The 26,700-nt window shown below is 35.6% G+C and carries 25 protein-coding genes and 1 riboswitch; of the genes, 5 read left to right on the top strand and 20 right to left on the bottom strand.

The window, feature by feature from the left end:
• Nucleotides 1-5 precede the first annotated feature (5 nt).
• The 9 genes from ACIQYS_RS18190 to ACIQYS_RS18150 all read right to left on the bottom strand — a co-directional run bounded on the left by ACIQYS_RS18190 (nt 6) and on the right by ACIQYS_RS18150 (nt 12,252).
• On the bottom strand, nt 6-881 hold the full coding sequence (locus ACIQYS_RS18190; protein WP_402983028.1) for a DUF58 domain-containing protein: 876 nt from the start codon (nt 879-881) through the stop codon (nt 6-8).
• A complete protein-coding gene (locus ACIQYS_RS18185) occupies nt 878-1,870 on the bottom strand; it encodes an AAA family ATPase (RefSeq protein ID WP_402983025.1) in 993 nt (330 codons plus the stop codon). Before ACIQYS_RS18185 ends, ACIQYS_RS18190 begins: the two co-directional genes overlap by 4 nt.
• Before the next feature lie 12 nt (nt 1,871-1,882).
• Complete coding sequence (locus tag ACIQYS_RS18180; RefSeq protein WP_402983022.1) at nt 1,883-3,265, bottom strand: hypothetical protein; 1,383 nt, start codon at nt 3,263-3,265, stop codon at nt 1,883-1,885.
• A 13-nt stretch (nt 3,266-3,278) separates the two neighbouring features.
• Nucleotides 3,279-4,121, bottom strand: coding sequence for an ABC transporter permease (locus tag ACIQYS_RS18175; protein ID WP_402983019.1), 843 nt, complete (start codon nt 4,119-4,121; stop codon nt 3,279-3,281).
• 1 nt (nt 4,122) lies between these two features.
• Nucleotides 4,123-5,052, bottom strand: coding sequence for an ABC transporter ATP-binding protein (locus ACIQYS_RS18170; RefSeq protein ID WP_402983016.1), 930 nt, complete (start codon nt 5,050-5,052; stop codon nt 4,123-4,125).
• Nucleotides 5,049-7,457 carry a hypothetical protein gene (locus tag ACIQYS_RS18165; RefSeq protein ID WP_402983014.1) on the bottom strand — a complete coding sequence of 803 codons (2,409 nt, stop codon included), beginning with the start codon at nt 7,455-7,457 and terminating at the stop codon, nt 5,049-5,051. The genes ACIQYS_RS18170 and ACIQYS_RS18165 overlap by 4 nt, the downstream gene beginning before the upstream one ends.
• Nucleotides 7,458-7,513: 56 nt before the next feature.
• On the bottom strand, nt 7,514-8,389 hold the full coding sequence (locus tag ACIQYS_RS18160) for a transcriptional regulator CcpC (RefSeq protein ID WP_402983011.1): 876 nt from the start codon (nt 8,387-8,389) through the stop codon (nt 7,514-7,516).
• 89 nt (nt 8,390-8,478) lie between these two features.
• Nucleotides 8,479-8,931 carry a cyclic-di-AMP-binding protein CbpB gene (cbpB, locus tag ACIQYS_RS18155; protein WP_402983008.1) on the bottom strand — a complete coding sequence of 151 codons (453 nt, stop codon included), beginning with the start codon at nt 8,929-8,931 and terminating at the stop codon, nt 8,479-8,481.
• 1,263 nt (nt 8,932-10,194) lie between these two features.
• Entirely contained in the window at nt 10,195-12,252 is a 2,058-nt protein-coding gene (locus tag ACIQYS_RS18150; RefSeq protein ID WP_402983005.1) for an EAL domain-containing protein, read from the bottom strand.
• Between the two features lie 191 nt (nt 12,253-12,443).
• Here ACIQYS_RS18150 and ACIQYS_RS18145 point away from each other — a divergent pair, with 191 nt between their 5' ends.
• Entirely contained in the window at nt 12,444-12,911 is a 468-nt protein-coding gene (locus tag ACIQYS_RS18145) for a YkyB family protein (RefSeq protein ID WP_402983002.1), read from the top strand.
• Nucleotides 12,912-13,105: 194 nt separating this feature from the next.
• On the opposite strand, the gene ACIQYS_RS18140 is transcribed toward ACIQYS_RS18145, so the two are convergent.
• The 7 genes from ACIQYS_RS18140 to ACIQYS_RS18110 form a co-directional block, all read right to left on the bottom strand.
• Nucleotides 13,106-14,011: a chemotaxis protein gene (locus ACIQYS_RS18140; protein ID WP_402982999.1), complete on the bottom strand. Its 906-nt coding sequence runs from the start codon at nt 14,009-14,011 to the stop codon at nt 13,106-13,108.
• A 125-nt stretch (nt 14,012-14,136) separates the two neighbouring features.
• Nucleotides 14,137-15,003, bottom strand: a complete 867-nt coding sequence (locus ACIQYS_RS18135; RefSeq protein ID WP_402982997.1) for an NAD(P)-dependent oxidoreductase — start codon at nt 15,001-15,003, stop codon at nt 14,137-14,139.
• A 144-nt stretch (nt 15,004-15,147) separates the two neighbouring features.
• Nucleotides 15,148-16,389 carry a hypothetical protein gene (locus ACIQYS_RS18130; RefSeq protein ID WP_402982994.1) on the bottom strand — a complete coding sequence of 414 codons (1,242 nt, stop codon included), beginning with the start codon at nt 16,387-16,389 and terminating at the stop codon, nt 15,148-15,150.
• Entirely contained in the window at nt 16,389-17,543 is a 1,155-nt protein-coding gene (locus ACIQYS_RS18125; RefSeq protein WP_402982991.1) for a DUF58 domain-containing protein, read from the bottom strand. Before ACIQYS_RS18125 ends, ACIQYS_RS18130 begins: the two co-directional genes overlap by 1 nt.
• A complete protein-coding gene (locus ACIQYS_RS18120; RefSeq protein WP_402982988.1) occupies nt 17,540-18,478 on the bottom strand; it encodes an AAA family ATPase in 939 nt (312 codons plus the stop codon). The genes ACIQYS_RS18125 and ACIQYS_RS18120 overlap by 4 nt, the downstream gene beginning before the upstream one ends.
• 22 nt (nt 18,479-18,500) lie before the next feature.
• Nucleotides 18,501-18,656: an aspartyl-phosphate phosphatase Spo0E family protein gene (locus ACIQYS_RS18115; protein ID WP_402982985.1), complete on the bottom strand. Its 156-nt coding sequence runs from the start codon at nt 18,654-18,656 to the stop codon at nt 18,501-18,503.
• A gap of 91 nt (nt 18,657-18,747) precedes the next feature.
• On the bottom strand, nt 18,748-18,936 hold the full coding sequence (locus ACIQYS_RS18110; RefSeq protein WP_402982982.1) for a hypothetical protein: 189 nt from the start codon (nt 18,934-18,936) through the stop codon (nt 18,748-18,750).
• Nucleotides 18,937-19,062: 126 nt separating this feature from the next.
• On the opposite strand from ACIQYS_RS18110, the gene ACIQYS_RS18105 reads away from it, so the two are divergent.
• The 3 genes from ACIQYS_RS18105 (at nt 19,063) to ACIQYS_RS18095 (ending at nt 20,594) form a co-directional block, all read left to right on the top strand.
• Complete coding sequence (locus tag ACIQYS_RS18105; RefSeq protein ID WP_093264291.1) at nt 19,063-19,251, top strand: YkvS family protein; 189 nt, start codon at nt 19,063-19,065, stop codon at nt 19,249-19,251.
• A 65-nt stretch (nt 19,252-19,316) separates the two neighbouring features.
• A complete protein-coding gene (locus tag ACIQYS_RS18100) occupies nt 19,317-19,928 on the top strand; it encodes a CPBP family intramembrane glutamic endopeptidase (protein ID WP_402982979.1) in 612 nt (203 codons plus the stop codon).
• 54 nt (nt 19,929-19,982) lie between these two features.
• On the top strand, nt 19,983-20,594 hold the full coding sequence (locus ACIQYS_RS18095) for a hypothetical protein (RefSeq protein WP_402982976.1): 612 nt from the start codon (nt 19,983-19,985) through the stop codon (nt 20,592-20,594).
• A gap of 38 nt (nt 20,595-20,632) precedes the next feature.
• Here ACIQYS_RS18095 and ACIQYS_RS18090 read toward each other — a convergent pair whose 3' ends face one another.
• Both ACIQYS_RS18090 and ACIQYS_RS18085 read right to left on the bottom strand, forming a co-directional pair.
• Nucleotides 20,633-21,076 (bottom strand): MarR family winged helix-turn-helix transcriptional regulator, encoded by a 444-nt coding sequence (locus ACIQYS_RS18090; protein WP_402982973.1) that lies wholly within the window; start codon nt 21,074-21,076, stop codon nt 20,633-20,635.
• A 75-nt stretch (nt 21,077-21,151) separates the two neighbouring features.
• Nucleotides 21,152-22,216, bottom strand: coding sequence for an ATP-binding protein (locus ACIQYS_RS18085; RefSeq protein WP_402982970.1), 1,065 nt, complete (start codon nt 22,214-22,216; stop codon nt 21,152-21,154).
• A 187-nt stretch (nt 22,217-22,403) separates the two neighbouring features.
• Here ACIQYS_RS18085 and ACIQYS_RS18080 point away from each other — a divergent pair, with 187 nt between their 5' ends.
• On the top strand, nt 22,404-24,155 hold the full coding sequence (locus tag ACIQYS_RS18080; protein ID WP_402982967.1) for a B12-binding domain-containing radical SAM protein: 1,752 nt from the start codon (nt 22,404-22,406) through the stop codon (nt 24,153-24,155).
• A gap of 140 nt (nt 24,156-24,295) precedes the next feature.
• On the opposite strand, the gene ACIQYS_RS18075 is transcribed toward ACIQYS_RS18080, so the two are convergent.
• A complete protein-coding gene (locus tag ACIQYS_RS18075; protein WP_402982964.1) occupies nt 24,296-25,648 on the bottom strand; it encodes a TrkH family potassium uptake protein in 1,353 nt (450 codons plus the stop codon).
• Between the two features lie 93 nt (nt 25,649-25,741).
• Entirely contained in the window at nt 25,742-26,533 is a 792-nt protein-coding gene (locus tag ACIQYS_RS18070) for a TerC family protein (protein ID WP_402982961.1), read from the bottom strand.
• A riboswitch (yybP-ykoY riboswitch) is annotated at nt 26,532-26,690 on the bottom strand. Its footprint overlaps the gene before it by 2 nt.
• Between the last annotated feature and the right edge of the window lie 10 nt (nt 26,691-26,700).

The following is a 26,700-nucleotide window of genomic DNA, read 5'->3' as shown; positions in this document are numbered from 1 at the left end:
TCACCTCATTGCACCCAATTTGCACGTAATAGTTGTTGAAATAGTACATGCGAAATACCATCATCTGCATTTACTTGAAGTAATCTTGCTCCAAATTTATTACTTAATAATTCTAGTCCATGTTGATGTAATTTTCTCTTTTCTTCGTATGATTCGAGTACTCGTGAAGATATGGACACATTTAATTGAGCCGAAGTTTCCACATCTACTACTTGCACGTCCCCCCGATAGGTTGGTTCCAGTTCGTCATTTGTTACTACTTGTAAAATGCGAATATCTCCCGCAAATTTTGGTAGCTTTTGAAGCAATCTTTCCCAAGACTCCAAGCTTTCCAAGCAGTCTGAAATAACAAATAAAACTGTGCTGTCTTTCGGTAAAAAAGAAATCGCATTTTCCGAAAACGAAGTAGTCATGACAGGTTCTTTTAAATCAGAAATGGTTTGTGTAAAGGCTTTCCGATAACTAGCACCTTTCCGTCTAAATAGCGGTTTCTTATCATTACTTACTGCCGAAAAAGACAAACGATCATCCCGTTGTAAAACGAGTATACCGAGAGATACCGCGAGCTGTTTTGCAAATGTCCATTTCAGCGAATCACTCATGGACTTGGTACAATCGAGTAAAATATGTACGCGCATTTCTTGTTCATCTAAAAATCGTTTTATAAAATACTTATCTGTTCGCGCATAGACATTCCAATCTATTTGGCGCACATCATCACCTGGGCTATACTCTCTAAAATCGGAAAAATCTAAGGATGCCCCAAAGCGCTGCGAACGGTGCGAACCTTTATGCTGCCCACGCAATTTGGACTTAGTAGAAATGGATAACCTACTTAGTTTACCTGCCCAATCTTTTGGCACTAGATGATCAGTACTCATACGTTTTGCCCTTGTTTAATATTTTGCAATACGATATCTACTAGCTCATCTGCTGTTTTCCCTTCTGCTTCTCCTTCATAATTCAATAATAAACGATGTCTGAGCACTGGTTTCGCAACAGATTTAATATCCGCAATCGACACATGATAACGTCCAGCAACTAACGCACGTGCTTTCGCAAGCTTTATAAGGCTTTGCAAACCACGAGGTCCACTTCCGTATTGTACATATTGTGCAACTTCAGGAATAATTGCTGCTTCTGGATGTGTGGCAGCTACTAGATCCACTGCATACTCCAACATATCATCTGCTATTAGCACTTCTTTTACCATTTGTTGTGCGTGTACAATTTCTTTTGCATTCATTATTTTATTCAACTGAATGGATTGACCACCTGTCGTTCGCTTTGTAATTTCCATCAGTTCTTCTTTTGTTGGATACGAAACAAGAATTTTACATAAGAAACGGTCCATTTGTGCTTCTGGTAATGGATATGTTCCTTCCATTTCAATTGGGTTTTGTGTAGCAAGTACGAAAAAAGGTTTATCCATTTGCTTCGTTTCTCCAAGAACCGTTACGGTTTTTTCACCCATTGCTTCTAGTAGCGCACTTTGTGTTTTCGGCGTTGCCCGGTTTATTTCATCCGCTAAAACCATTTGACTAAAAATAGGACCTTTTTGGAATGTGAATTGCTGTTTACCGTTTTCCAATCGTTCAATCATACTCGTTCCAGTTATATCCGATGGCATTAAGTCTGGTGTGAACTGAATTCGCGAAAAAGATAAATCCAGTACTTCAGAAATAGTTCGAATGAGCATTGTCTTCCCTAACCCAGGCAAGCCTTCTAGTAAAGCATGACCATCGGCTAGGACACAATAAATGGAAAATTCCACAGCTTCTTTTTGACCTACAATAAAATGACCTATTTCCGCTCGAACTTCCTCTAGTCGTTTACTAATATTTGTGTAATCCTCTGTTGTAAAAGTCATCATTATCCTCCATTATTCACTATTTTCAACGGTTGAAAAATAATCTTGAACGATTCTTTGTAAGTCCGATGGTAGTTGCAAGCGCTCGGAGCTTTTTATATAGGAATCTGCATACTCATTGACGACTTCTTCATATGGCTTCGCTGAACCACGTGTCACTGGTACTTCGCCAGGTTGCTCACTAGCAGCTTCTCCCGCGCCTAGCTCTCCTCCATCTACAGAAGTGTTACCAGTTCCGCCGATTCTTGTTGGAATGGAAAGCAAATTTCTTCCACCGGAACCCTTACCTGCACCTTTACCCTGCCCCTGGCCTTGACCCTGGCCTTGGCCTTGACCTTGACCTTGACCCTGACCTTGGCCTTGACCCTGACCCTGACCTTGGCCTTGACCCTGGCCTTGACCCTGACCTTGACCTTGGCCTTGACCCTGGCCTTGACTCTGGCCTTGGCCTTGGTTTTTCCCTTGGCTTTGGTTAGATTGATTAGCATTTTTCTGCGTATTTGCGCTTGAGTTATTCTGTGCTGTTTGATTAGAAGTAAAAGGAAACGATTTCCCCATCTTGCTTAGAGCTGTTTGAGAAGTGGCGGCACTTTTTGATAGAGCACCGACCGTTTCTTCTAAAGAAGCAAGTTCTTTTTGTTCTTCAGCAGTAAGAGATGATTCAGTAGAGTCCCCTTGTTTCGAAAGTTCCTTCTTTTTTTCCAACTTTTGCTCTTTTAAAGCTAATTCTTTTTGCTTTTTCACCATTTCACGTAATGCTTCTTCTGCTGTTTCTACTTCCTTAAGCTTTTCTTTTAAATCCTTCAATTCTTTTTTTACAAACGGAACTAATTCTTTTTTCTCTAGTTTCTCTACTTCTTTTTTCATTTCCTTCACAATTTGATTTTCTTTTTCAATATCCTTCGCTTCCAGTTGGGTTGCTGCAGGAAACGCATATAGTACAAGAACAGCAGTAAAAGCAGTGACAAACCCTATCATCCATTTAGGCTGAATATAGCGCTTCTCCCGCTGCTTGAATTGTACAAATGCTTTTTCACTACTCTGCTCCGCTTTTTCAAGTAGCTCTTTGATAAGCGGAGACTTTTCACGTAGGAATGAAACGGCTGTTAAGCATAAATTATCAGGATAGAAAGCATCCAGTTTTTGAGTTGCAACTTCCCTAGAAGGTCTTTTCCAAAATGCATACAAAAAAACGGCGATAAACGCGATGCTACCAACAATCACAGCAAGTCGAATATAATATGGAAATACAAATAACCTGGAGACGAGTAGAATAGCCGCAGCAGAAGCAAATCCATAAAACAAAGCCGCTTGAAGCATTCTAATATAATGTTCCAACATAAGGCCACGTTTAGCTTTCCCGATATAACGAATTAACTTATGTGGGCTACCCATTTGAACTTCCTCCTCATCTAGTACGCTTCATATTCACACGTAATTTTTTTACAGCAATAAGAATCGATATAATCGTTATACAAATATAGAAAATCGCATATCCTGACCAGATCGGTAAATCCACTTTCGTTATTTCCGTGATAATTCTATCCGAGCCTGGAGAGATTAACGTAAGCATTAAAACTACTGGGTTAATACTTGCAAAAAAATGACCGACAGGCGATGAAGCTAGCGTATTTGCAGCCATGCTATTCATACCTATAATCACGAGGTATATAAACCCTGTAACCGCAGTGAAGAAAATCATCGTTCCATAAGTAGCAATCATTGCTACAATCGTTTTACGAATAATGGTAGAGTACATAATACCAATCCCACCAATGGCAAGCATCGTTAAAAAGAAAAATAAGAAAATGATGCCAAGTTGTCCTGGGGATACTCCTCCAAAAAGGAAAACTAAACTATAAATAGGTAACCCAGATACTACTAATAACAAAAGAAAAGCAATGGACGAAGTTAACTTTCCGAAAATAATTTGAAAAGATGTTTGAGAAGTTGTCAGTAATATATTTAACGTTTGCTTCTCGCGCTCCGAACTAATCGCCCCTGCAGTTAACCCAGGGGTGATAAAAAGAATAAGTCCTAGCTGAATATACGTTAGCATAGCAAACATGAAGAAACTTTCTTCCGGTCTGAAATAACCAGTACCGGTAAACGAAGTAGTCAGCATGATAAAGCCAAATACAAATATACACATTGCTATTAAGTAAAAGAGAATACCTGTAAAACTTTTTAACGAGCGAAAGCGAAGTTTTATTTCTTTAACTAACACTGGATTTGCTAGTAACTGCTTCATCTTATTTCACCCCTTTCGTAATTTCCATGAACACATCTTCTAAGTCCGTTTCTGTTTCCGAGAAAGAAAGAATGCTTAATGAGTGATTCAATGCTTTTTTCAACAAATTGATTTGATCTTCTTCTGTCCCTCTATAAGTAAACGTAATTGCATTTTTCTCCATTGCTGCTTCCACTTTAGAAACAAAAGGATCTTCTTCAAAAAAGGAAATCGCGTTTTCTAATAATCCTTTCAGCTTCACCGTTATTTGTTTTTCACCGGCAAGTTGTGCTTGAATATCCGCTACGGAACCATGTGCGATTAATCTTCCTCCATCAATAACGCCAATTTCATCACACATTTCTGCTAGTTCCGGCAATATATGAGATGAAATTAGAATTGTTTTGCCCATTTCTTTTAATTGCCTTAGTATATCTCTCATTTCTACGCGAGCTCTGGGATCTAGACCAGAAGCTGGTTCATCGAGGATTAACACTTTTGGATCATGAATGAGCGAGCGTGCCAAACATAAACGTTGTTTCATCCCACGGGAAAGTAAATCAACATATTCATAGCGCTTATGACTTAGATTAACCAACTCTAGTAATTGGGGTATTAAAATTTCTCTTTCTTTTTCTGAAATACCGTAGCTCGCTCCATAAAAATCTAAATACTCATTTGCTTTTAACTGATCATAGACACCGAAAAAATCGGGCATATAGCCAATTTGCTTTCGCACTTCATGGGCATCCGCCTTCACACTTTTTCCATTCACAAAAGCATCACCAGAAGTAGGTTGGAGAAGTGTCGCTAAAATGGAAAAAGTAGTGGATTTTCCAGCACCATTCGCTCCTACAAATCCGAATACGGTACCTTCTTTTAATGTAAGGTTTAAGTCATTCAATGCATAAAAAGAGCCATACTTTTTTGTTAATCCTTTTATCTCAATCATTGCGTAACCTCCCCTTTCAATCGCACTTCTGGAAGTCTTGTATAAGCATTACCATCGACCGATTTTTTCTGCAATTTATAATATAGTTCTCCTGCATCATTAATATAATGTTGGATATTTTCCGTATTTGTAAATCTGCTTTCGCTTATTTCTTCAAAGCTCCCTGTTTCTATATTCCATATTTCGATCGTATGGGAATTTCGATCTGTATTCGCAATTTGTAATTGTGCCCATTTTACTTTATCCAACGGAATTGTATCTGGAATTTTCCAATATACATTATACTCCCCATCATCTAAATACCATTCCAAACCGTTGTTCATGACTGGTTCCATATATTTGCCGTATTCATTCGTATTGACATTTACAGTGAACATATTCGCAGGTAATACAAATTCTCCTGCAAAGATAGTTTCCGCAGTAAATGGTTGTATAAGTAAATGTAGGGCTGACATCTCTACTTTTTTATCTTTTAGCTTAATAGGTATAATATTATCGTCTACAAAGCCACTTATTACGGGACTTTTTCCGTTTTGGTTGCCCATTAAACTTGTAGAATACATCGATTGCTTTCGTTGTTCTACTAAATCAACAGACGTCCCAGGGTTCATTCCATAGTTCTGATTGATATACGGATTTGAAATTGGCATTAACATGACCGAACTTAACTTTTTATTTACTTCCAGTTTTTCACCTGGTTGAAGATCACCTAATGGGATTAATTTACTTCCAGACCAAACGGAAACTTCTTTTACAACAAAAGGGAAGTTATTTTGGACCGTTCCAGTAAGTTGACTTGCTTCCACTCGAAGGTCTATATCAAAATTTCCTACTTCCGGTATCTGTGTTTCACCGAACAAGGAAGAAACAGACCAGTAGCCTACATCTCGAAACGTCAACTCGCTACTTGTTGCATGTTTTTCCATAATCGCATTTTCATACACATTTGGTGATTGCCCAGTAAATGAATTGAAGTTTCTCTTCGCAACCATCGTTGTAGTAGTAGGGGCTTCAAAAGTAAAATCACCGCTTTTGTTACTTAAAATAGACTCTGCATAATACCCTTGCACACTTTTATCTTCATTCACATGTAAAAACGAAGATTGTTGCACTTGGGGACGAGCGATGCGATCTCTTGCTCCGTAACCGAAAATAGCAGCAGAAGCAATAATTGCTGTGAGCGGTATAATCCCCCAAGCATATTCTCTTTTATCTTTTCTTTTCAATACGATATATAAAAGAGGGACAACAATAATCATATAAACGACTACGATTCCAATCATTAATGGTGTAGAAACTTTAAATGAACTAAATAGGGAATTCGTGTTTCCTAACTCATAAACGAGTTGATCCTTAGCACTATTATAGCCATACATATTTGGCGTATTTTGGACATTAACCGACTGTAAAATAGTGGACATTAAATCACTATAAACTGGATCTTTTGCTAATGGATCATCACCTAAAGAAAAAGTCGTTTGGATAATTGCACCACTGCCTACTTGTTTCTTTCCTGCTAATATCGTTCCATCCATTTTAAATAAAGGTGTAGCCCCTTCGTTTAAAGTGGAATTATATACGGTTAAATCATTGGATAATGTATTATTTGCAGTAAATGCTCGCATATTATCCGCTGTTAATGTTTGTGTAGTTGCTTCTAACGTTAATGGCAAGTAATCCCCTAGTTTTCCTACTTCCGCTAGTAAATTATCAGAAGCACCTATTACGATATTCCCACCAGTTTTGACATAATCAATAAGTGCTTGTTGTTGCGTATCCACCAAATCTGCTAGTACAAATTCATCTAAAATAATATAGTCAGCCATTTCCCATGCTACTGCATCGGTCGGTAAAGAAAAGTTACTTAGCTGGTCAACATGAATTACTTCATCATTTAATTGGTTTGGCTGTTTGATTTGGTTCAAAGCCTTTAGTCGATCTGCACTGTTTGTTAAAGTAAGATAAAAAATAGTTGTAGGATCGTAAAAATTAGTTCGTAAGTTTTTTGTTCCCTTGAAATCAATTGACTTTCCTTTTTCCCATCCACCTTCAAAAAAGTGGATAAGCTGCACATTGGCCCCTTGATACATATAGTCTTCTCCCAAGCCACTCACTGCTACTTGAACTGTTTTAGTTTCTCCTGCTCCAATTTCAAATGGAATAGCAAGTGCATTTCCTAGGTTATAAGACTCTACCGTATCTAACACGAGATCTCCAGAAAATGCATCTCCTTTATTTTCAACAGTTAAGGTAATCGGTAACCCTTTCCCATATTTTGCTTTCCCATTAAATCCAGTCGTCACCTTTACGTTTAAGTTAGGCGCTGCTAAAACACTGACTGTTGGTAATAATGAAAAATAGATAAATAATACTGAAATAACCAACGCTAACTTCCGAATATGCATCGAATTTCCCCCTTCACTTCTTAGTTATTAGTACGCTATTAAAAGATGAAAGTTCCTTATTGAAAGATTTGTGCATGTTTTTTTACAATGCTGACAAAAGCTTCTACTTGCGGAAGTTCGAACGCCGCATCATAGCCGATAAGCCAAGTATCTCTCGTTAACTCAAACTGCTCTTCGTTATTCGTTAAAGGAATTTTATGCACTTCTTCTTGTCCAGTCAACGTAATGGATGGCAGAATGGCATAGCCAATCCCATTTAAAGCCATTTGCTTACACGTCTCAATTTGATCTACAATTATTTGTCTTTTTGGATTGCTAGAGAAATGTTTTTGCCACCATTGCTGAATTTCTTGATAATAATTCGAATCACTCTTGAATTGAATAAACGGTTTATCCGTCGTTAATACATCATCAATGGAAGTCATTTCTTTATCTACTAAATACAGTGTGTCTCGAAATAAATGTATTTTATTCCCTTTCCAGTCCGTTTGACCTCGCACGATCCCAATTTGCGCCTCCCCGTCATATATAGCTTTGACAATTTCTGAACTCCAGCCAGTTAGAAGGGAAATCTTCGCTTCCGGATAAGTTTGTACAAAATCCTTCAGTACTTTCGGTAACCAATTTTGTCCCACAATAGATGCACAAGCAATTTTCAATGTTCCATGTACCTTGGATGTCAACGATTGAATCGCTTCATATAATGCTTCTTTTTGTTGAATCATATTAGTCGCAAATTCTATTACTAATTCGCCTTCTGGAGTTGCAGTCAACCCTTTTTGGGAACGTAAAAAAAGCTTCGTATTCCACTCCTTCTCAATTGTTTGAAGTCGCTGTGAAAGTGCAGGTTGTGAAAGAAATAAACGCTCTGCTGCTTTTCGCATATTTTGTTCTTCTGCTAATACTTTAATAATGAGAAAATCGGAAGTCATTTTCTAATCATCCTTTCTGTTTAGTATCGTTGGTGCATACATGAAAAAGAAGGCCCTTTAAATAAGAGGCCTTCACTACTTTTACATCATTATACTTGAGTTTCTTGCGTTTGGTATAAATACTTTTTCATTTGCTTTAATATGACTCTTCTTGTTAAGATCCCTAAAAATGTTCGTTCGTCGTCAATTACACATATATAAGGATTATCTACTAATAGATCCAGCCCTTTTTGAAACTTTTCCTTAATATGAATAACCGATACGTCTGTTTTCATTATATCGTCAACTTTTAGGTCAGGTAGTCGTTCATATTCAATATGTTCAAGTCCTAAAATTTCATCTGTTATTTGTTGGGAGCTAATTAAACCATGCAGTCTATATTTTACATCTAGTACTGGTATGGAAGAATATCCAGTTTTCGTAAGAACTAACAATGCATGTTCTGCGTTATTACCTAACTGTACATGTGCTACTTTTTCTGCTGAAATAATATAATCCTCTATTGGAATTTGTAAAAAACCTTTACTGCTTGCAACTATCATCGCATTCTACTCCTTTGTCTGTTTTCACTTTAAGAAAACATACCCTATGAAACTATGATAGCACATGAAAGGATGAAAAGACTATGGAATCGCTTACATTTATTTTTTATTTTCTTGTGCGAAATGATTAGACGTTTACTAATCCGCTAGTTTATCCCACGGACTACAACTTTTTCTATTCATTATGGTTTCTTGAATAAAAGGCAACAGTAAAATATAACTCTTCATAAAATAAATAAACTTTTTAATTGGATAGTTCACTTAATATGGAATAATGCGTCATAAGGAATTTACCGCCTGGATTTCCGCTGCAGGGCGGACGCTTTCCGCGGGGTGAGCGATGAGCTATCACCGACGCTACGCGTACGTTGTGATATCTCATCTTTCTCACTCATCCCGCTGGAGTCGCCGCCCTTCCGCTCTAATCCACCGAAAATTGATAGCTAATCAGTGTCACTGTTTTAAATTCAATCTTATGTAGAATTTCCTGAAAGTAAGGTCCAATAAATGGTTGAGTGAGACATAGCATGCAGTGAACGCGACAATGTACATCTTGAAAGTAACAAACTGACCGCTGAGATTACTAAACCAACCCAACAGATGCTGTGTTATGTGCTTTATCCCTAAACTGTATAATATTTCGACATATAAATATCCAGTAAGTGGATAAGGGCAATCAATCAGTTATTGATAGCAACCAGTTCCATTCGGAAAGCAACTAAATTAGCAATAGAGCAACCAAATTGCTTGTGAAAGCAACCAACTCTTAAAATAACAAGTTTACTTGGAGTGAGACGATTATGAATATGAAATATTATTCCAATAAGTGGTTGAATGAAACGAACTTTATTTTAGTAAATGCTCCACTTATTTAGAGACAGCATTTTCTAAATAGGTTTAATAAATATTGCTTGCGTAGTAGACCTGATCAATTTAAATCCCTGATCACTGCAGACACCAAATTAGCATAAAATTCCTTTTGATTGAAGCGCAAGGCGGTGACTCTTACGGGATTAAGCGGGACAGGTGAGACTCCGCAGTGGAGCGCTAGCGACCGAGCAGGCTCACCGCCCGCCCCGCGGAAAGCGTCCGCCTGGAGCGGAAATCCTAGCGGACACTTAAAAGAGCCTCATTATGACGCATTATTCCTATATTACGATTAATAAAAAAGTGGAATACCTTATGTTGTTTGAAGAAAGCTATACACACACATAAATATTATTATTTCATAGAACACAAAAAAACCGTAAATTTCAGAACAATTTACGGTTGAATAGTTGTCATATATGATTGATTAATGTCGTGTATCGGTACTGGTCGACTAAAAAAGTAACCTTGTGCTTTCTGACATTTTGCAGCTTTTAAAATTTCGACTTGCTGGTCCTTTTCTACACCTTCCGCAATAACCTCCATTCCTAAGCTATGCGCGAGTTGGATGATCGTTGTTGCGATTGCTGCATTTTTTTCATCTTGTTCCATATCTTTTATAAACGATTGATCAATTTTAATAATATCGATGGGATACTTCTTTAAATAGCTGAGAGAAGAATAACCTGTTCCAAAGTCATCTATGGAAATAACAACCCCAATATCCTTTAATTCTTTTAACATGGCAAAGGTATCTTGCATATCTGTCATTGCACTTTCTGTAATTTCTACCTCTAACGAAAATGGACTGATGCCATATTTATTTATTTTCTCACGAATTTTAATCGCAAAATTTTCTTGTTTAAACTGTTTAGGAGAAATATTAACAGCAATCCGAACTGGACGATAACCTTTTTCTTGCCAATATTGTAATTGCTTACAAACTTCCTCTAAAACCCAATCACCAATTTGCATGATCATTCCTGACTCCTCTGCGAGTGGGATAAACTGCATCGGCGAGACAAATCCAAATTTTCTATTATTCCAACGTAATAATGCTTCAAAGGAGTTTATCTCTCCTGTAGCTAAATTTACCTGTGGCTGATAATGTATAGTCAATTCTTCTTTCTCAATCGCTCTTCTTAAATGAGATTCCATTAACGCTTCGTTAGGAAATGATAAATTCATCTGCTCCTGAAAATAGCGATAGTGTGCTCTACCTCTATCTTTCGCCACATACAAGGCTTGATCTGCTTTAATAAGTAATTCATTTAGATTCTTTCCGTCCAGCGGATACATTGAAATACCGATAGAAGCTGTTACAAAATATTCTTGATGATCTAGATAGATTGGCTTGGACAATTCATTTAATATATTTTCTGCAAAACTGCTCGTCTCTTCGCGTGTTTTGTCTTTTAAAATAAATACAAATTCATCGCCACTTTGTCGATACAGATTACAAGATTTATTAATAAAAAGACTTAGTCTATCTGCTACTTTTTTTAAAAAATCATCGCCATAATTATAACCAAGTGACTCATTTATTAGTTTAAAACGATCTAAGTCAATTCGCATAATGGAAATTTGAGTTTTACTAATACCTGCTTCGATCAGATTATCTCGTAAGTGCTCTTTTAAAGAACGGCGATTCCACAAGCCAGTTAAATGATCATGATATGACAAATAATATAATTGTTCTTTTTCATCTGCACTTGTTGTCAGATCTCTAAATACTAGATGAAATTCTTTCACATTCCCTTGTTCATGAATTGGAATTGCTTTTAAGTATACATATACATAGTGACCTTTCGCATGCTGTAAAAGACATTTTTGCAATTCAGCAGGGTAGCCACTCAATGTTTGCTTAATCATAAGCTGAAAATTACCAAGCGAATTACTCTCGATAAACTGTTCAATCGGTTGATGTAGTAGTTTATCTAAGTCATACCCTAAAACCTTCCTTGCAACCGCATTAGCATATTGAATCATTCCATTTTCATCCACTAAAAAAACGGAATCGGTATTATGATCTAAAAGGGACATATATTTTTCTTTTATTGCTTGTAGCGCTTGTTTTTCAATCATGTCAATCTTATTATCATGTAGAGTTAATCCATATAAATTATTAGCTTCATTTTGTAAGGAAACAACGGAAAAACCGACCGAATATAATTTATTTTGCAAAGTAAAAAGTAAATTGCTATGTAGATTCTGTTTTTCACCTTCGAAACTATTTAATAGTATATGCAACTGATTCCAGACTTCTGCTGAAAAAAATTGTTGAGGGTCATTACCTGTATTTTCAAAAAAGATTCCTGCAGCAAGATTAACATAGATTAAAGAAAATTTATTTTTGCTTTCTCGTTCCAATAAAATAAAAGGTAGTGGATTTTCATCCATTAGATCACCTATATAATGATTCATAATAAGCTTTGGCTTTACTGAATTGTCCATGGAATCCTCCAATTTGAATCGTAAACTAACTAGAATGAAACGATTTTCAACTATTACTTCACCTTTTATTATCGACTTTATTATGTATATCTTTAGTCTTGCGCCAAACATTACTTTTTTGATTTGTGTATACAATTTAATTTAAAATTGGTATGATATAGTAAATATAAAATATATTGAGGGAGGATTTTATGACAACCAGTACAGAAGATGAACGAATAGCTACAGCAATTTATACAGTCAATCGCCATGCCAAAACAGCCATTGATAAAAAACCGCTTTACCAGTTAAAAAAACTAGCTATTGAAAAGATGTTAGAAGAAGACATAGCACAAAAAATCGGTCTACATTTTGTTCGAAATCCAAGGAATAGCCAACAGCAATCCTCCGTATTAATTCAATGTGCAGACTACTACTTCCATATGATCCCAACGAAAGAAGACTTTAAACAATTACCGCATCTTGGTCATCTAGATGATACTTATAGAAATCCTATCCGAAAAATGAATTTAAAAATGGCAAAACAAGTACTAACTGATTACATTGGACCTCAATCTACGTTGAAGAATCCCTCTAATCAATCTACAATATGTACGCAATCATATGCAAGGAAAACTAATCGAAAAAAACAAACAATGAAATCATATTTAGATTCTTAGGTTTCCACGGGGCTGTCTAATAAGCCACTAAAATTGAAACAGGTATAGAAAAAGTCTCTTTTTTCTACATCTGTTTTTTAGCTTTTTAGCGAAGGGACGAGGAGACTGAAGCCATGTTCACGGAATGCATCCGTAAAAAGGGACTACCTCTTCGTCACTTAAATGACTTAGGAGACAGCCCCGTTTTTTTCTTTTCACAAAATATATTGATCTATTTTCAAAACTAATTCCGCAATTTCTGGTTTACTAATTTGATCTTCTGCTCCTACTTGATCGCCTTTATGGCGGAGGTCATCTGTTATTAGACTCGAGAAAATGAGCACTGGAAGTTTAGCTAAATTACTATTTTCTTTTATTTTTCGAGTTAAAGCATGTCCATCCATTTGTGGCATTTCAATATCCGTCACAACCATTTGCACTTGTTCTGTGATATTGGATGAAACTTTTTCTAAATCTTCTAAGTAACCTAGTGCGTCTTTTCCATTTTCAAAAAACTCTAGGTTAACATAGCCCGCTTCATGCAATGTATCATGTAATAACTTACGAAGTAATGGTGAATCCTCTGCAATGACGACCTTTTTATTGGAGCGCTCTCGCTCGCCTAGCTTTTTAACCGATTCAACATTTATCCCTGATTCTGGGTTTATGTCGACAATAATTCGCTCGTAATCTAGTAATAGAACCATTTCGTCTTCACGCTTAATGACTCCGATCACATGAGAAGTACCACCTTGATAAATATCACTCGGCTTCTCAATTTGCTCCCACGATATTCGATGAATTTGAGTAACGTTATCCACGTGGAATACTACTTGTTGCTTATTAAATTCCGCTACAATATATTTTTCTTGTTCCTTTTTATTTACCTCTGGGAGTCCAAGCACCTTTGCCATACTTACTACTGGTAGTACTTCTCCTCTTAATTGTACGATACCTTCTACATGTGGATGTGCAAGTGGGATAAATGTAACCGGGATTGGTTGTATTATTTCTTTTACTTTAATAACATTAATACCGAATTTACTAGTGCCAACTTGAAATTCTACTATTTCTAGCTCATTCGTACCACTTTCAAGCAATATTCCTTTATGATCGTTCATTTTCAATCTTCCTCTCTATTAACACAAAATCATGGAAGTGGCGTTCTTAGCCAAATTCCCTCTAATTATCTTGTATTGAATCAAGCTAAATAGATTGTATCATATAGTAGTTAATAGTTCCTATCTCATTCGTATGATTTTATAAGTGCTTGTGTCCCATTCTCTTCATAACCTTTAGCAACTAATTCATCATACATTGATTTTGCTAGTTGTAGACCTGGAAGTTGCAAGTTCATTTTTTCAGCTTCTTCTAGTGCAATCTTCATATCTTTTACAAAATGCTTAATATAAAAGCCAGGTTCAAAATTACCTGCTATCATGCGTGGAGCCAAATTACTTAATGACCAAGAACCAGCTGCTCCGGTTGAGATGGAACGTAACACTTGTTCTAAATCGAGTCCAGCTTTTTGTCCATAAGCTAGAGCTTCACAGACACCTATCATTCCAGTAGCAATCGTTATTTGGTTACACATTTTCGTATGCTGTCCAGCTCCAGCAGCACCTTGGTAAATAATAGTCTCTCCAAAAAGGTTTAGTATAGGCAAAACTTTTTCAAACGTTTCTTTCTCCCCACCGCACATAATCGATAATTTTCCTAATTGTGCTCCAATATCTCCTCCAGAAACCGGTGCATCTAGCGCAAACATTCCTTTTTCTTTTGCAGCCACTTCTATTTGTTGAGCGAGAGTTGGCGTCGATGTTGTCAAATCGATGACAATTAAACCTCTATTGTCCGCAGCAAAAATACCTTCCTTTCCGAAGTATATCTCTTCCACATCATGCGGATAGCCTACCATCGTAAATACGAATTGCGCATTACTTGCTACGTCACTTGCACGCTCTACCCAAGTAGCCCCAAGTGAAATTAGTTCATCTGCTTTTTCCTTTGTTCTAGTATAAATAACTACTTCATGACCAGCATTTAGTAAATGCTTCACTAAACTTTTCCCCATTACACCCGTCCCGATAAATCCAATTTTCCATTTTTCCATCTGTCATTTCCCCCAAATCGTAATTTACATACTTCTAGTGTACCAAAAAAAGAGGACCATCCAAATAGCTTTTGGATGATCCTTTAAAAGGGGGAAATGAGAATGTTGCTGTGTTCTTTATTAATATGCCCGTTTACCGATTTATTAAACATCTTTTTTAAAAAAATTTACTTTTTTTATTATTTCTAAGTTTTTAATGAACAATTCTGCTTTTTCGGAATTAATCATCTTACTACCATACCTTATTTCTTCATAAGTTTGAAAAAATGTAGTATCTACTTGCCATTGCATTCGTTTAAACCATTCTCTGACTGTCTCACTTTTATTTCTAACAAAATCATAAGCATGTGCTTCTAATTCAAATTGCGCGTATTTTTCTCGTAAATAAGAAGTTTCTACTTGATACAAGGAGTTCGATTGTTTCGTTTCTTTTTCTTCTGCATCACTCATTTGTTTGTTTTCATATTGTACATTATTTAGCTCTATCTCTAATTTATTTGGTTTATTTTTTAATAAATAACGAATAAAAAATATAATCACAATAATAGCTAGTCCCGTAAGAATCCATCCAACTGGAAAATTTACAAATGTTTCTTTCGTCGCTAATTCTTTTGTTTCTATTTCCGGTAGCTCCCCTATTGGAATGTGTTCGTCCTCTTCTGGCTGTCTTATTTGCAATCCTTTTAAGAAATCTTCTAGATACCCTATTACAGGAGCAAAAGGAATGATTGCGACGCGAAGTACTGCTTCCAACAGCAGATCGAACAATTTACGAAAGAAAGGGATTATGTAATAAATAACACTAGCTAGACAGACTACGACAACTATACTAAGCAGGTACATCCCAATTAAGGTAGTTCTCGTTAGAGCATTGTGTTTGTCCGTGTTCGTCGATACAGCGAATAATCGGATTCCACCAAAAAGTACTATTCCTACAATAAATACGGAGTAGAGAAGGAAATGGTACCCCTCATATCCTAATAGATAATAGATAAAATGGATTCCTAGAAACGTCAAAAAATAGAAAATCGTAAATTGATTATCCGTTATTTGTTCTTCTTGGCGTATATTAAACCTTGCCTGTAAACGCCAAATGGAAAAGACTACACTTAACACAAATAGCCAAATTGGAGATCCAAATAAAAACAAGGATAAAAGAATGAAAGAAGGTAGAACAAAAGGAATGACCATATTTGGACCAGTTTTTCGGAAAAAAAGTAAGCTAAAGATTGCAATGATTAATTGTAGCCCAATCCAAATGTATGGTAAAGCAACCGTTGTTTCAAAACGTATCAATACAAAAAGTAAAGCTACGAACCATATATCCCGCAAATAGTTCCCAAATGATTGAGCCTGAATCTTTATGTTAAGGGTAGAATTGTTCATTATAATACTCCCTCCACTCTAATACCCGTTTCATACAAAACGTTCGTACGTTGCTCTAAGCGTTTTAGTAAAGGTACATACTGTTCTAGTTGATGTGACATAATATATACAGCTACGGGTAGCTCCACGTGGTTATCTATATAAGCAAGAACCTTTTCAAACGGGATTAAGTTATCGCTCCGAGACAAAAGGGCGAGAAGTTCCAACGCTTGTTTTCGGTGTGCTTCCCCACTCCCTAAAGGTAAATATACTAAAGGGAACTTCCCATATGTTCGTATATTAATTGCAAAAGAGTAAGGAATATCTTGTTTATAGCAGGCCTCCATACGAGAAGCTAGCCACTCGATTTTTTCCTCAAAATCTGTAACTACCCCATATTTTTCCTTCACGTTTACTATGAATAAGACGGAGACATTCGCTACTTTCGTAAATACTTTTGTTTGTAATTGTTGCGTTTTAGCACTTGCCTTCCAATGAATATGATGGAATTGGTCTCCTGGCGCGTACTCTCTTGTTCCAACTGGAAAAAAGGGATCATCATATAAAGAGGAGTTCAATTCCAAATAGCCTTCCTTTAGTCTAGAAGGTATAAGATTTTCCTCCAGCTTATGAATTTGCGGATAAACTATTGCATCCATTAAGATCATTGGTTTAAAATCAAGTAATACTGATCCATCTGTTAAAGGATGCGGAATTTGTAATTCAATTTGTTTTATCCTAGCAAGTCCTCTATGAACTCCCTTAATCGGAATCTTTACAGTTACTTCCTTTTTATTTCCAATTGAAAAAGGAAATGTTACTTCGTGAAAACCGGTTGTCGTTGTATGGGAAATACCATCTGGGGCTATATAAGTTTGAAAAGAGATTAAAAGAGTACCATTCCAAATGGGTACTCCTTTATTTTGAAAAGTTAGTTCTAGATTAGACGTAGTATCTTTTAATAAGCGAATTCTCTTTTTTTCATTGATTAATTCTAGTTTTTCCCCTACACGTTGGTAATAATATATGTTTATAAGGGCAATGATTAGTAAAAAAGAAAAAACAGAAAAAAGGAGATATTGCTTTAATAAGAAACTAAGTATCAATGAAACAACTAAAATTTGCACATAGTTTTTCGTATTATTCATCCCAAAATCTCTACGAATCCAGTTCATCGAGTATTTGCCTCAACAGGTGCTTCAATGGTCTTTAAAAGCTCTTTCATCACTTCGGCCATATCATGGATTAACATGCCTTCTGATGATAATTTCATTCGATGTAAGCACACTGGTTCTACTACACTCTTCACATCATCTGGAATAACGAACATCCGGCCATTTATAAAGGCATTTGCTTTAGCCGCTTGAAGAAGTGCTAGTGATGCTCGACTGCTGAGGCCTAATTCTATATATGGATGATTCCTTGTGCTATGTACGATTTGAATAATATAAGTCAATATATCTTCATGGACGACTACTTCTTTTACTTGTTGCGACCATTTTTCTATTTGCTCTAATGAGACTACTTTTTGCGAATGCACCTCTCCAGGTGATCGCCCAAATTGCTGTAATATAACTCTTTCCTCCGCAATAGTTGGATAACCAATCGACAGTTTGAATAAAAAACGGTCTAATTGTGCAGCCGGAAGTGGAAATGTCCCTTGTTGTGATTCAACGGGATTTTGAGTAGCAATGACCATAAATGGAGATGGTAGCTTAATGGTTTCCCCATCAATCGATACTTGTTTTTCTTCCATCGCTTCTAATAAACTGGACTGTGTTCGTGGAGTTGCACGATTAATCTCATCAGCAAGCAATATATTACTCATTACAGGTCCTACGCGAAGGATAAACGACTGTTGTTGCGGATGAAAAAAACTAATGCCGGTTACATCTGACGGCAATACGTCCGGCGTAAATTGTAATCGCTTAAATTCTCCTTGTATTGCCTCTGCAAAAGCTTTTGCCATCATTGTTTTTCCAGAACCAGGTACACTTTCTAACAGGACATGCCCTTGTACTAATAACCCCATTAACATGAAATTAATTTCTTTTTCTCTTCCAACAATCGCTTTATTCAACTCTTCTTGTAATAGCTTTATATCGTGCATGTACAATTCTCCCTTAAATGAGTTATTTTCGTTTTTCCTTTATTTCATATTCGTTTAAAAGTCTATCAAGTTCTTTACTCAGTTCAATTGTTTCTTTATCGGAGACTCCTTTTTCCAAAGCAACTTGAATCATTTTTTCTCTCGTCAACTCTACCTTTTTTAAGAGTAGTTCCAACATACTCGATCGCCCCTTACAAAATGTATATTCTATGCAGTATACCTTTTGTGTCTAAAGTCTAAACATCAGTCTCCGAACGATTAGGAACACTTCAGCTTCTTGCGACGCGTAAATAAGTATAAATTATTTCGCCGCCTTGCTTTGCTATTCCGGAAAAATGTTTAAAGTCCTCTCTTTTGACTAATACTTCTCGAAATGATAAAAAGTCAGCTTTGGAAATTTCTAACTTATCGATGTCACCACTTTGTAACATATTCATCTTTTCTTCATATGAATTCATCTAAAACATTCCTTTCTTTTTATAAATCATGTATACTTTCAATACTTTTGGTTAAAATACTTTACGTATACCTTTTTTTAGGGCAAACTGTATTGTATTAAGTTCTAAAAGGGGATGGAACAATCTATGAAAATAGCTGAAGTTGGTAATGTTGTTGAGTTTAAAGATGGTTTACAAGGTATTGTTGAGAAAGTGAATGAGAACTCTGTTATTGTCAATTTGACTTTTATGGAGAATTTTAATGAGCTAGAAATGGAAGAAAAAACCGTGATTAATCACAAGCGTTATAAAATATTATACAGTAATGAAGATTAAACGTCATGCCGTTCCTCTCACTTTAAGAAGAACGGCTTTTGAATTATAGTTAGGATGTGCTTTTTATGTTTCGTCAAATACCAATTACACGATTAATTATTCCCCTTGTTTTCGCTTATGCCTTTAGTTGGCTAACCTTTTCAAATGAGAAAGTATTTTGGTATTTTTATACCTTTACTACTTTATTTCTTATGTCATTAGCTTATTATTACGTTAAAATAGAAGATGAACTAAGAACAGTTCATTATTTCATTCTTAGTATAGCTTACGGCGCACTCGCATATGCCCTCTTATTTATTGGTTATAAATTGATCGACTTTACTCCATTCTTGTCCATCAAAAGTATCAATTCTTTTATGAATAAATTTGGGCCATCTTCCATATGGCATTATTTGCTACTTTTATTTATTATAGCACCAGGTGAAGAACTTTTTTGGAGAGGATTTATTCAGCAACAGCTAAAAAAATATATCCCCCCAGTATTTTCCATTATGCTAGGTGCAGCATTATATAGTTTGTCATTTGCTTTCAGCGAATTTTGGTTAGGTATACTAGCGGCCTTCATCGTCGGACTTGCTTTTGGCTTATTATACGAATGGAAAAAAAGTATGCCATTAATCATTTTAGCTCATATCACGATGCTCGTACTACTTTTTCTAGTAATACCATTTACTTGAAAATGAAACATTATTACAACTAAAACGTCTATTAAAAAAAGGAGCTGAATCAATGTGAAAAAAATATATACGTTTCTTTCCATTCTTTTACTAACTATCTTACTTGCAGCTTGTGGAACAGACACTGGAAACGAAAGTGCAGATCCGGTAACACCTACAGATGAAACTGAAAACATCGAAGAAACGACTCAAGCCCAAGGGGAAACAGAAAGTATCACTTTACCAAAAGAAGTGCTTGAAGGTACACAAACAGAAAGTGAAACACAAAATTATAAACTTACTGTGATAGAAGGTTTTGAACTGACAGCTGAAGAACCAAATAAAGATTTGCTGTTCAATCAGGAAAATGACCAACAATCGATGCGAATTGAGACATTTAGTACAGACGATGCAACGATCGATGGTATTACTAAAAACTTAGTAGACACATTACAAGCTTCTAACGACAATGGGACATTACAAGAAATCACTGATCAAAACCTAATTCCACAGAACGAATCTATGGAACATATGAATGCTTATCAAATAGATACGCCTGATGGAAACGTCTTCGGCTATACATTTGTAAAAGATGAATTACTTGTAAAAATTACTGTTTTCGATACAACAGAAAGTCCAGCTATAGATAATTTTGTACAAATGGCTGCAACTATTCAAGCAAAATAAAAACTTCGGGCCTTATCTGGCTCGAAGTTTTTATTTTGCTAAGAAAGGTTTTTAATAGATAATCCTAATTTTTTTAAAAGTTCTATCACTTGATCCTTTTCTTGTTCAGATAATACACCCATTAATTGTTTCAATTGCTGCTCATGCCTTGGAAATAGTTCGTCCATAAAAGTAGTACCCTCTTTTGTAATTTCCGCATATGTAACACGTCGATCAGTATCACTAGAAACCCGATTAATATACCCGCGTCCTTCTAATTTATCCACTACATAAGTAATCGAACCACTCGCTAACAAAATTTTATTACCAATTTGTTGAAGTGGTTGTTTTCCTTTATGATACAGAAGTTCTAAAACCGCAAATTCGGTTGGGTTTAATCCGTTTTCTTGAAAAAATTGATTGGTACATTCGTGAATTACTTTATGGGCACGAGACAACACAACAAATAGCTTTAGTGCATTGTTCGATTGATCATTTGTCATTATTAGTCATCCTCACCTATAAAATTGACATTAGCTATCATTATATAGGTTATCCTATAATCTTGTCAAAACAGGCTAGAACTCATGTTGTAATGGAAGTATAAATTTAAAACTTGTTCCTACTTCCACTTCACTTTCCACTTCAATACTTCCACCATGTGATTTAATTACTTGACTGCTATGAGACAATCCAAGCCCTGTCCCTCCAGATTTTGTTGTAAAAAATGGATCAAATATTTTGTCTAGCTGATCTGCATCAATTCCTTGGCCTTGATCCTTGATCTCGATACAAACGTCTTTTTTTCCTGTATACATAATAGTTATAAAAATGTTTCCACCTTTTGGCATAGCTTCAATTGCATTCTTAATCGAATTCATAAAAACTTGTTTCATTAAATTTCGATCTCCTAAAATCTTGCATATGCTATCTATTGTTAATGTGATGATTATTTCTATATTTTTCATGAGTGCTTGAGGAGCCATAAAATTTACTACTTCCGATATAAGTTCTTTTAGTTCGAAGTACTCAAATTTATTATTTGTTGGTTTGGAGACTTCTAAAAACTCAGTTAAAATTTCTTCCATACGTTTTATTTCATCATTAATGACGGCTAAATATCTTTTACCATCCTCATTTGTCGTTTGTTGTAATAATTGGGTGAATCCTTTCAATGATGTCATAGGATTACGAATCTCATGTGCAATACTTGCGGCTAATTGGCCAATTGTACTTAGTGACTCAGTATGATTTAAACGTTTTTTCATATGGAACTTCTCAGACTCGTCATGCACTTCAGCTAAGTATAGATTTGTATCTTCTTGTTTGAATACCTTCACATGAATATATTTGAATTCTCCTAAAAAAGTTCGAATTTCACTGAAAAGCTCTGCCTTCCCAAACTGTATCAGTTGGGTGACGAATGCTTTTTTAGTTTCAAATGGGTTTACAAACAAATCCAAAAGTTCTAATGCGTTAAAACCTACAACTTTATTTTTATCTATTTGTAGTATTTCTTCCATTTGTGCATTCATTTCTAGCACTATTCCATGTTTATCAACAAAAAATAGACCATTTGAGAAAAACTGAAAAATATGTTCAAATTTTTGTCTATATTCATACTCAACTAGCACAAACTTCACCAAACCTCTCATTGCGAATGAATTTCTTCAAAAAGATTAATACTATATGATGAATATAACACACGAAAAAGTTTATTAATTCTGATTATTTCACATCACTTATATTTTTGATATGATACTTTTTTCCTATATTGTCGACAACGACTATCTTGATACAATGGTTATACAAAAGAAGGAGCTATTGATAATGAATATAATATTAACTACGCTGAATGCGAAATTCATACACACAAATTTAGCATTACGCTGTTTAAAAGCCTACGCAGAACCCGATTATTCCCCCCTTATTGTTGAATATACGATTAAGGATCCGACATTCAATATCGTTGCAGATCTATATCAAAAAAAACCTGATATAGTTGGATTTAGTTGTTACATCTGGAACATTGAAGAGACGATTAAAGTTATTAAAATGTTAAAAACTGTAGATCCCTCTATCAAAATCATTTTAGGCGGCCCCGAAGTTTCCTACGATACAAATGTATGGCTACGTCAAGTGAAAGAAATCGATTATATTATTGTAGGTGAAGGCGAACACGCTTTTAAAGAGTTGTTAAACTTCTTGCATGACAAACAAATGCTAAATGATGTCCCTGGTGTAGCTTATGTGCAAGACGACAAATTTATGCTAAATCCGCTACCACCAAAATTAGATTTACGAGATTCACCTTCGCCATTTCGTTTTACGGAAGATCTTCCAAACTTATCAAAACGAGTTGTTTATATCGAAACGAGCCGCGGTTGTCCGTTTTCATGCCAATTTTGCTTGTCTTCTATAGAAGTTGGCGTTCGTTATTTTAATCGAGATAAGGTAAAAGAAGATATCCGTTTCTTAATGGCAAACGGTGCAAAAACGATCAAGTTTGTCGATCGAACGTTTAATATTAGTCGTAGCTATGCGATGGAAATGTTCCAATTCCTTATTGATGAACATTTACCTGGCGTTGTCTTTCAATTTGAAATAACTGCGGATATTATGCGTCCTGAAGTTATCCAATTTTTAAATGATAATGCACCTGCCGGGCTTTTCCGTTTTGAAATTGGTGTTCAATCTACAAATGATTTAACAAATGAGCTAGTACAACGTAGACAAAACTTTGAAAAACTGCAGCGTACGGTAACTATGGTTAAAAGCGGTGGTAAAATTGATCAGCACTTAGATTTAATCGCCGGCTTACCAGAAGAAGATTATCATTCGTTTAGAAATACATTTAACGAAGTGTTCGACATGCGACCAGAGGAATTACAGCTTGGATTTTTAAAGCTACTCCGTGGAACTGGTTTACGTGTAGAGGCAGAAAAATATGGCTATGTATATGTAGATCAAGCACCTTATGAAATTTTCTCTAATAACGTGTTAAAGTTCGATGATATTCTTCGTATTAAACAAGTAGAAGATGTACTTGAAAAATATTGGAATGCGCATCGCATGGATAACACACTTGAATATTTATTCGCTCATATATTCGAAACGCCATTCGACTTTTTTCAACAATTCGGGACTTTTTGGGAAGAAAGAAACTGGTCGAAAATTGGACATCAGCTAGAAGATTTATATACTCGTTTATTTTCTTTTTTACAAGGGCAAGAAAATATTTCATTGTCAGCTATTCAAAGTGTAATGAAACTCGATTATTTATCTAAACAAAAATTCCAACCACGTAAACCTTGGTGGGAAAATGATATAGATAAAGAAGAACAATCTGTATTATATAAGCAGCTAGTGGATGATCCTTCCATTGCAGGTGATGAGTTTGTTGCATTTGCCTTAAATGAGCGCGAACTATATAAGCAGACATTTATCACCCCTATTTCTATTAGCGTAGATGCTTATAAAAATGGAATTATAAAAGAAAAAGAAGGCTATTTATTAACTACTTTCGGGAAAGATGAAACACCTCATTTTTCAATGATTGAAAAAAGCGCAATCGTAGTTTAAGTTTCCACTAGTTGTTTTAGATGCTTACCGCGGGTTTCCAAATAACATGGAATAGAATATTTTGAACTAAAACAACCGAGCATGTCAGACCTATAAGGACTGTTTGCTCGGTTGTTTTTTTATTTCTTAGGAGGGCTTTTTTAACCAATAATTACACGTTCTTTCGGGAACTGATATTTCGTTTTATTACTTTTTCCTCCTAATGAAAATAAGAAGGAAAGCATGCCCACGCGCCCGATAAACATTAGCAACATCATCGTAATTTTCCCTATATCCGACAATTCACTTGTAATCCCAAGCGACATACCGCAAGTTCCAAAAGCGGAAGTGATTTCAAAAATCAGCGTTGTAATTGGTATATCTGGTTCTGTAACAGACAGTAAAATTGTTGCTACAAAAACCATTATTAATGCTAGTATAATTACTGCGAAAGCTCGAAAAACATCAATTAATTGGATTTCTCGGCTAAAAATTTGAATGCTATCTTTTCCTCTTGAAAAATTTATTAAAAACAACAGTGCAACCGCAAAAGTCGTCGTCCGTATTCCCCCACCAACAGAACTTGGAGAAGCTCCAATAAACATCAGAACACTCATTAATAAGTCCGTTCCCTCATTAAAAAGCGTTATATCCATCGTAGTCAATCCCGCAGACCTTGTAGAAACGGAGTGAAAAAATGCAGTGAAAAACTTTTCATGCCACGACATCTCTTGAAAGGAATTAAACATTTCAAGTAAAAGGATCATAACCGTTCCAAATAGTAAGAGAGCACCATACGTAATCGTCGTAAGCTTTGTAAATAAAGAAAAACGAAAATTATTATTTTTATTCTTTAAAAATGTTTTGACTTCTATTAGAACAGGGAATCCAATAGCACCAAAAACGATTAAAAAACTAGTAATAATTTGGATGAAATAATCATTGTGATAAGGTAATAATGAGTGCCCGGTAATGTCTAATCCGGCATTCGTAGTTGCAGATACTGAAGTAAAAACTCCTTGCATCATCGCTTCCTTAAATGAATCATAATACTGTGTAAAATATAAAGTTAATAAAATTGCACCAATCAACTGGATCAACAACAAAATTTTTATTATTTCTCTTATTAAGTGCACTACTCCCGACATAGTTGGCTGATTGTGATCAACCATAATAAGTTGTCTTTCTCGTAAACCAATTTTCTTGCCAGAAATTAGCCATATAAATGTACCCAATGACATGATTCCAATGCCGCCAAGTTGTAAGATGAGAATAATCATGATGTATCCGAACACACTGTATGTCTCTGAAATATTAATCGTAGTTAGTCCGGTAACACTTACTGCACTTACAGCTGTAAATAAGCTATCTATAAAGCCTACTTCTACCCCTGGTCTATGAACTCCAGGTAAACTGAGCAGTATGACGGAAACTGCAATGGCAATAAAATAATAGGTCACGATAGCTTGTGCTGGAGTAAATCTAGATTTCAGTTTTAGTGGCGATTGTTTCATACGTGTTAGTTCCTTTCAGACATTCCTGTTATCTCATTGTAGAAAAAAAAAGTATAAAAAGATAGTTAAAACTATCTTTTTATACTTTATGTTTTATTTTCCTGCTTGTACGTTTTTATTTTTTGCTACTCCTAATATATAACCACCAATAGCAATACCAAATAATACAGTCCAGAATATGATACTCCAAGTTGTCGAATGTGGGAAATGCTCATCTAGTATTCCAACGCCTGGATGTGAAAGTGTTAACACCGCAAGTTTAACCCCTACCCAACCAACGATTAAAAAAGCAGCTGTTTCAAGTGAAGGATATTTTTCTAGTAATCGAACAAATTTATGTGCAGCAAATCGCATAATTATTAGTCCAATTACACCACCAAGGAACATAACAGAGAATTGTCCCGCATTAATGCCACCAATATCAAAATCACTTACATGAGGTAATGTAACGGCAATTGCAACGGCTGCAAGCATAGAGTCAATCGCAAAAGCAATATCAGCTAGCTCTACTTTTAATACAGTCATCCAGAAACCAGAACCTTTTTTCTCTTTTCCTTGAACTTCATGTTCCAAACCATCGGATTCATCGTCATCTTTATGCTTCCGCTGATCGTAAATATGCTTAATTGATATGAATAATAAGTAGGCTGCCCCTATTGCTTGCACTTGCCAAATATTTACTAAGAACGTAATCATAAATAACGCTAGAAATCTAAAGACAAACGCACCAAGTAATCCATAGAATAATGCTTTTTTCTGCTTATCTTTTGGTAAATGTTTTACCATAACAGCCATTACGACTGCATTATCGGCTGCGAGTAATCCCTCTAATCCAACTAGTACGAGTAATACCCAACCATACTCTAACAATATTCCTAAATCCATCAATATCCTCCTTTTTGCAAATAAAAAGACCCTTGCCTAAAAAAGGCAAAGGTCTTGCTAAGCAAAGTTAAAAATTGCTATCATAACCGATGGCAAAAGCCATGTAATGACGACTATGAAATAGGTTTCCCTATAGCTACTCCCCTTTGACATACGTCAAAAGTTTA

The organism is Psychrobacillus sp. NPDC096426 (genome assembly GCF_044762745.1).
GTDB lineage: Bacteria > Bacillota > Bacilli > Bacillales_A > Planococcaceae > Psychrobacillus.
This window is presented reverse-complemented; position numbering and strand designations above follow the sequence as displayed.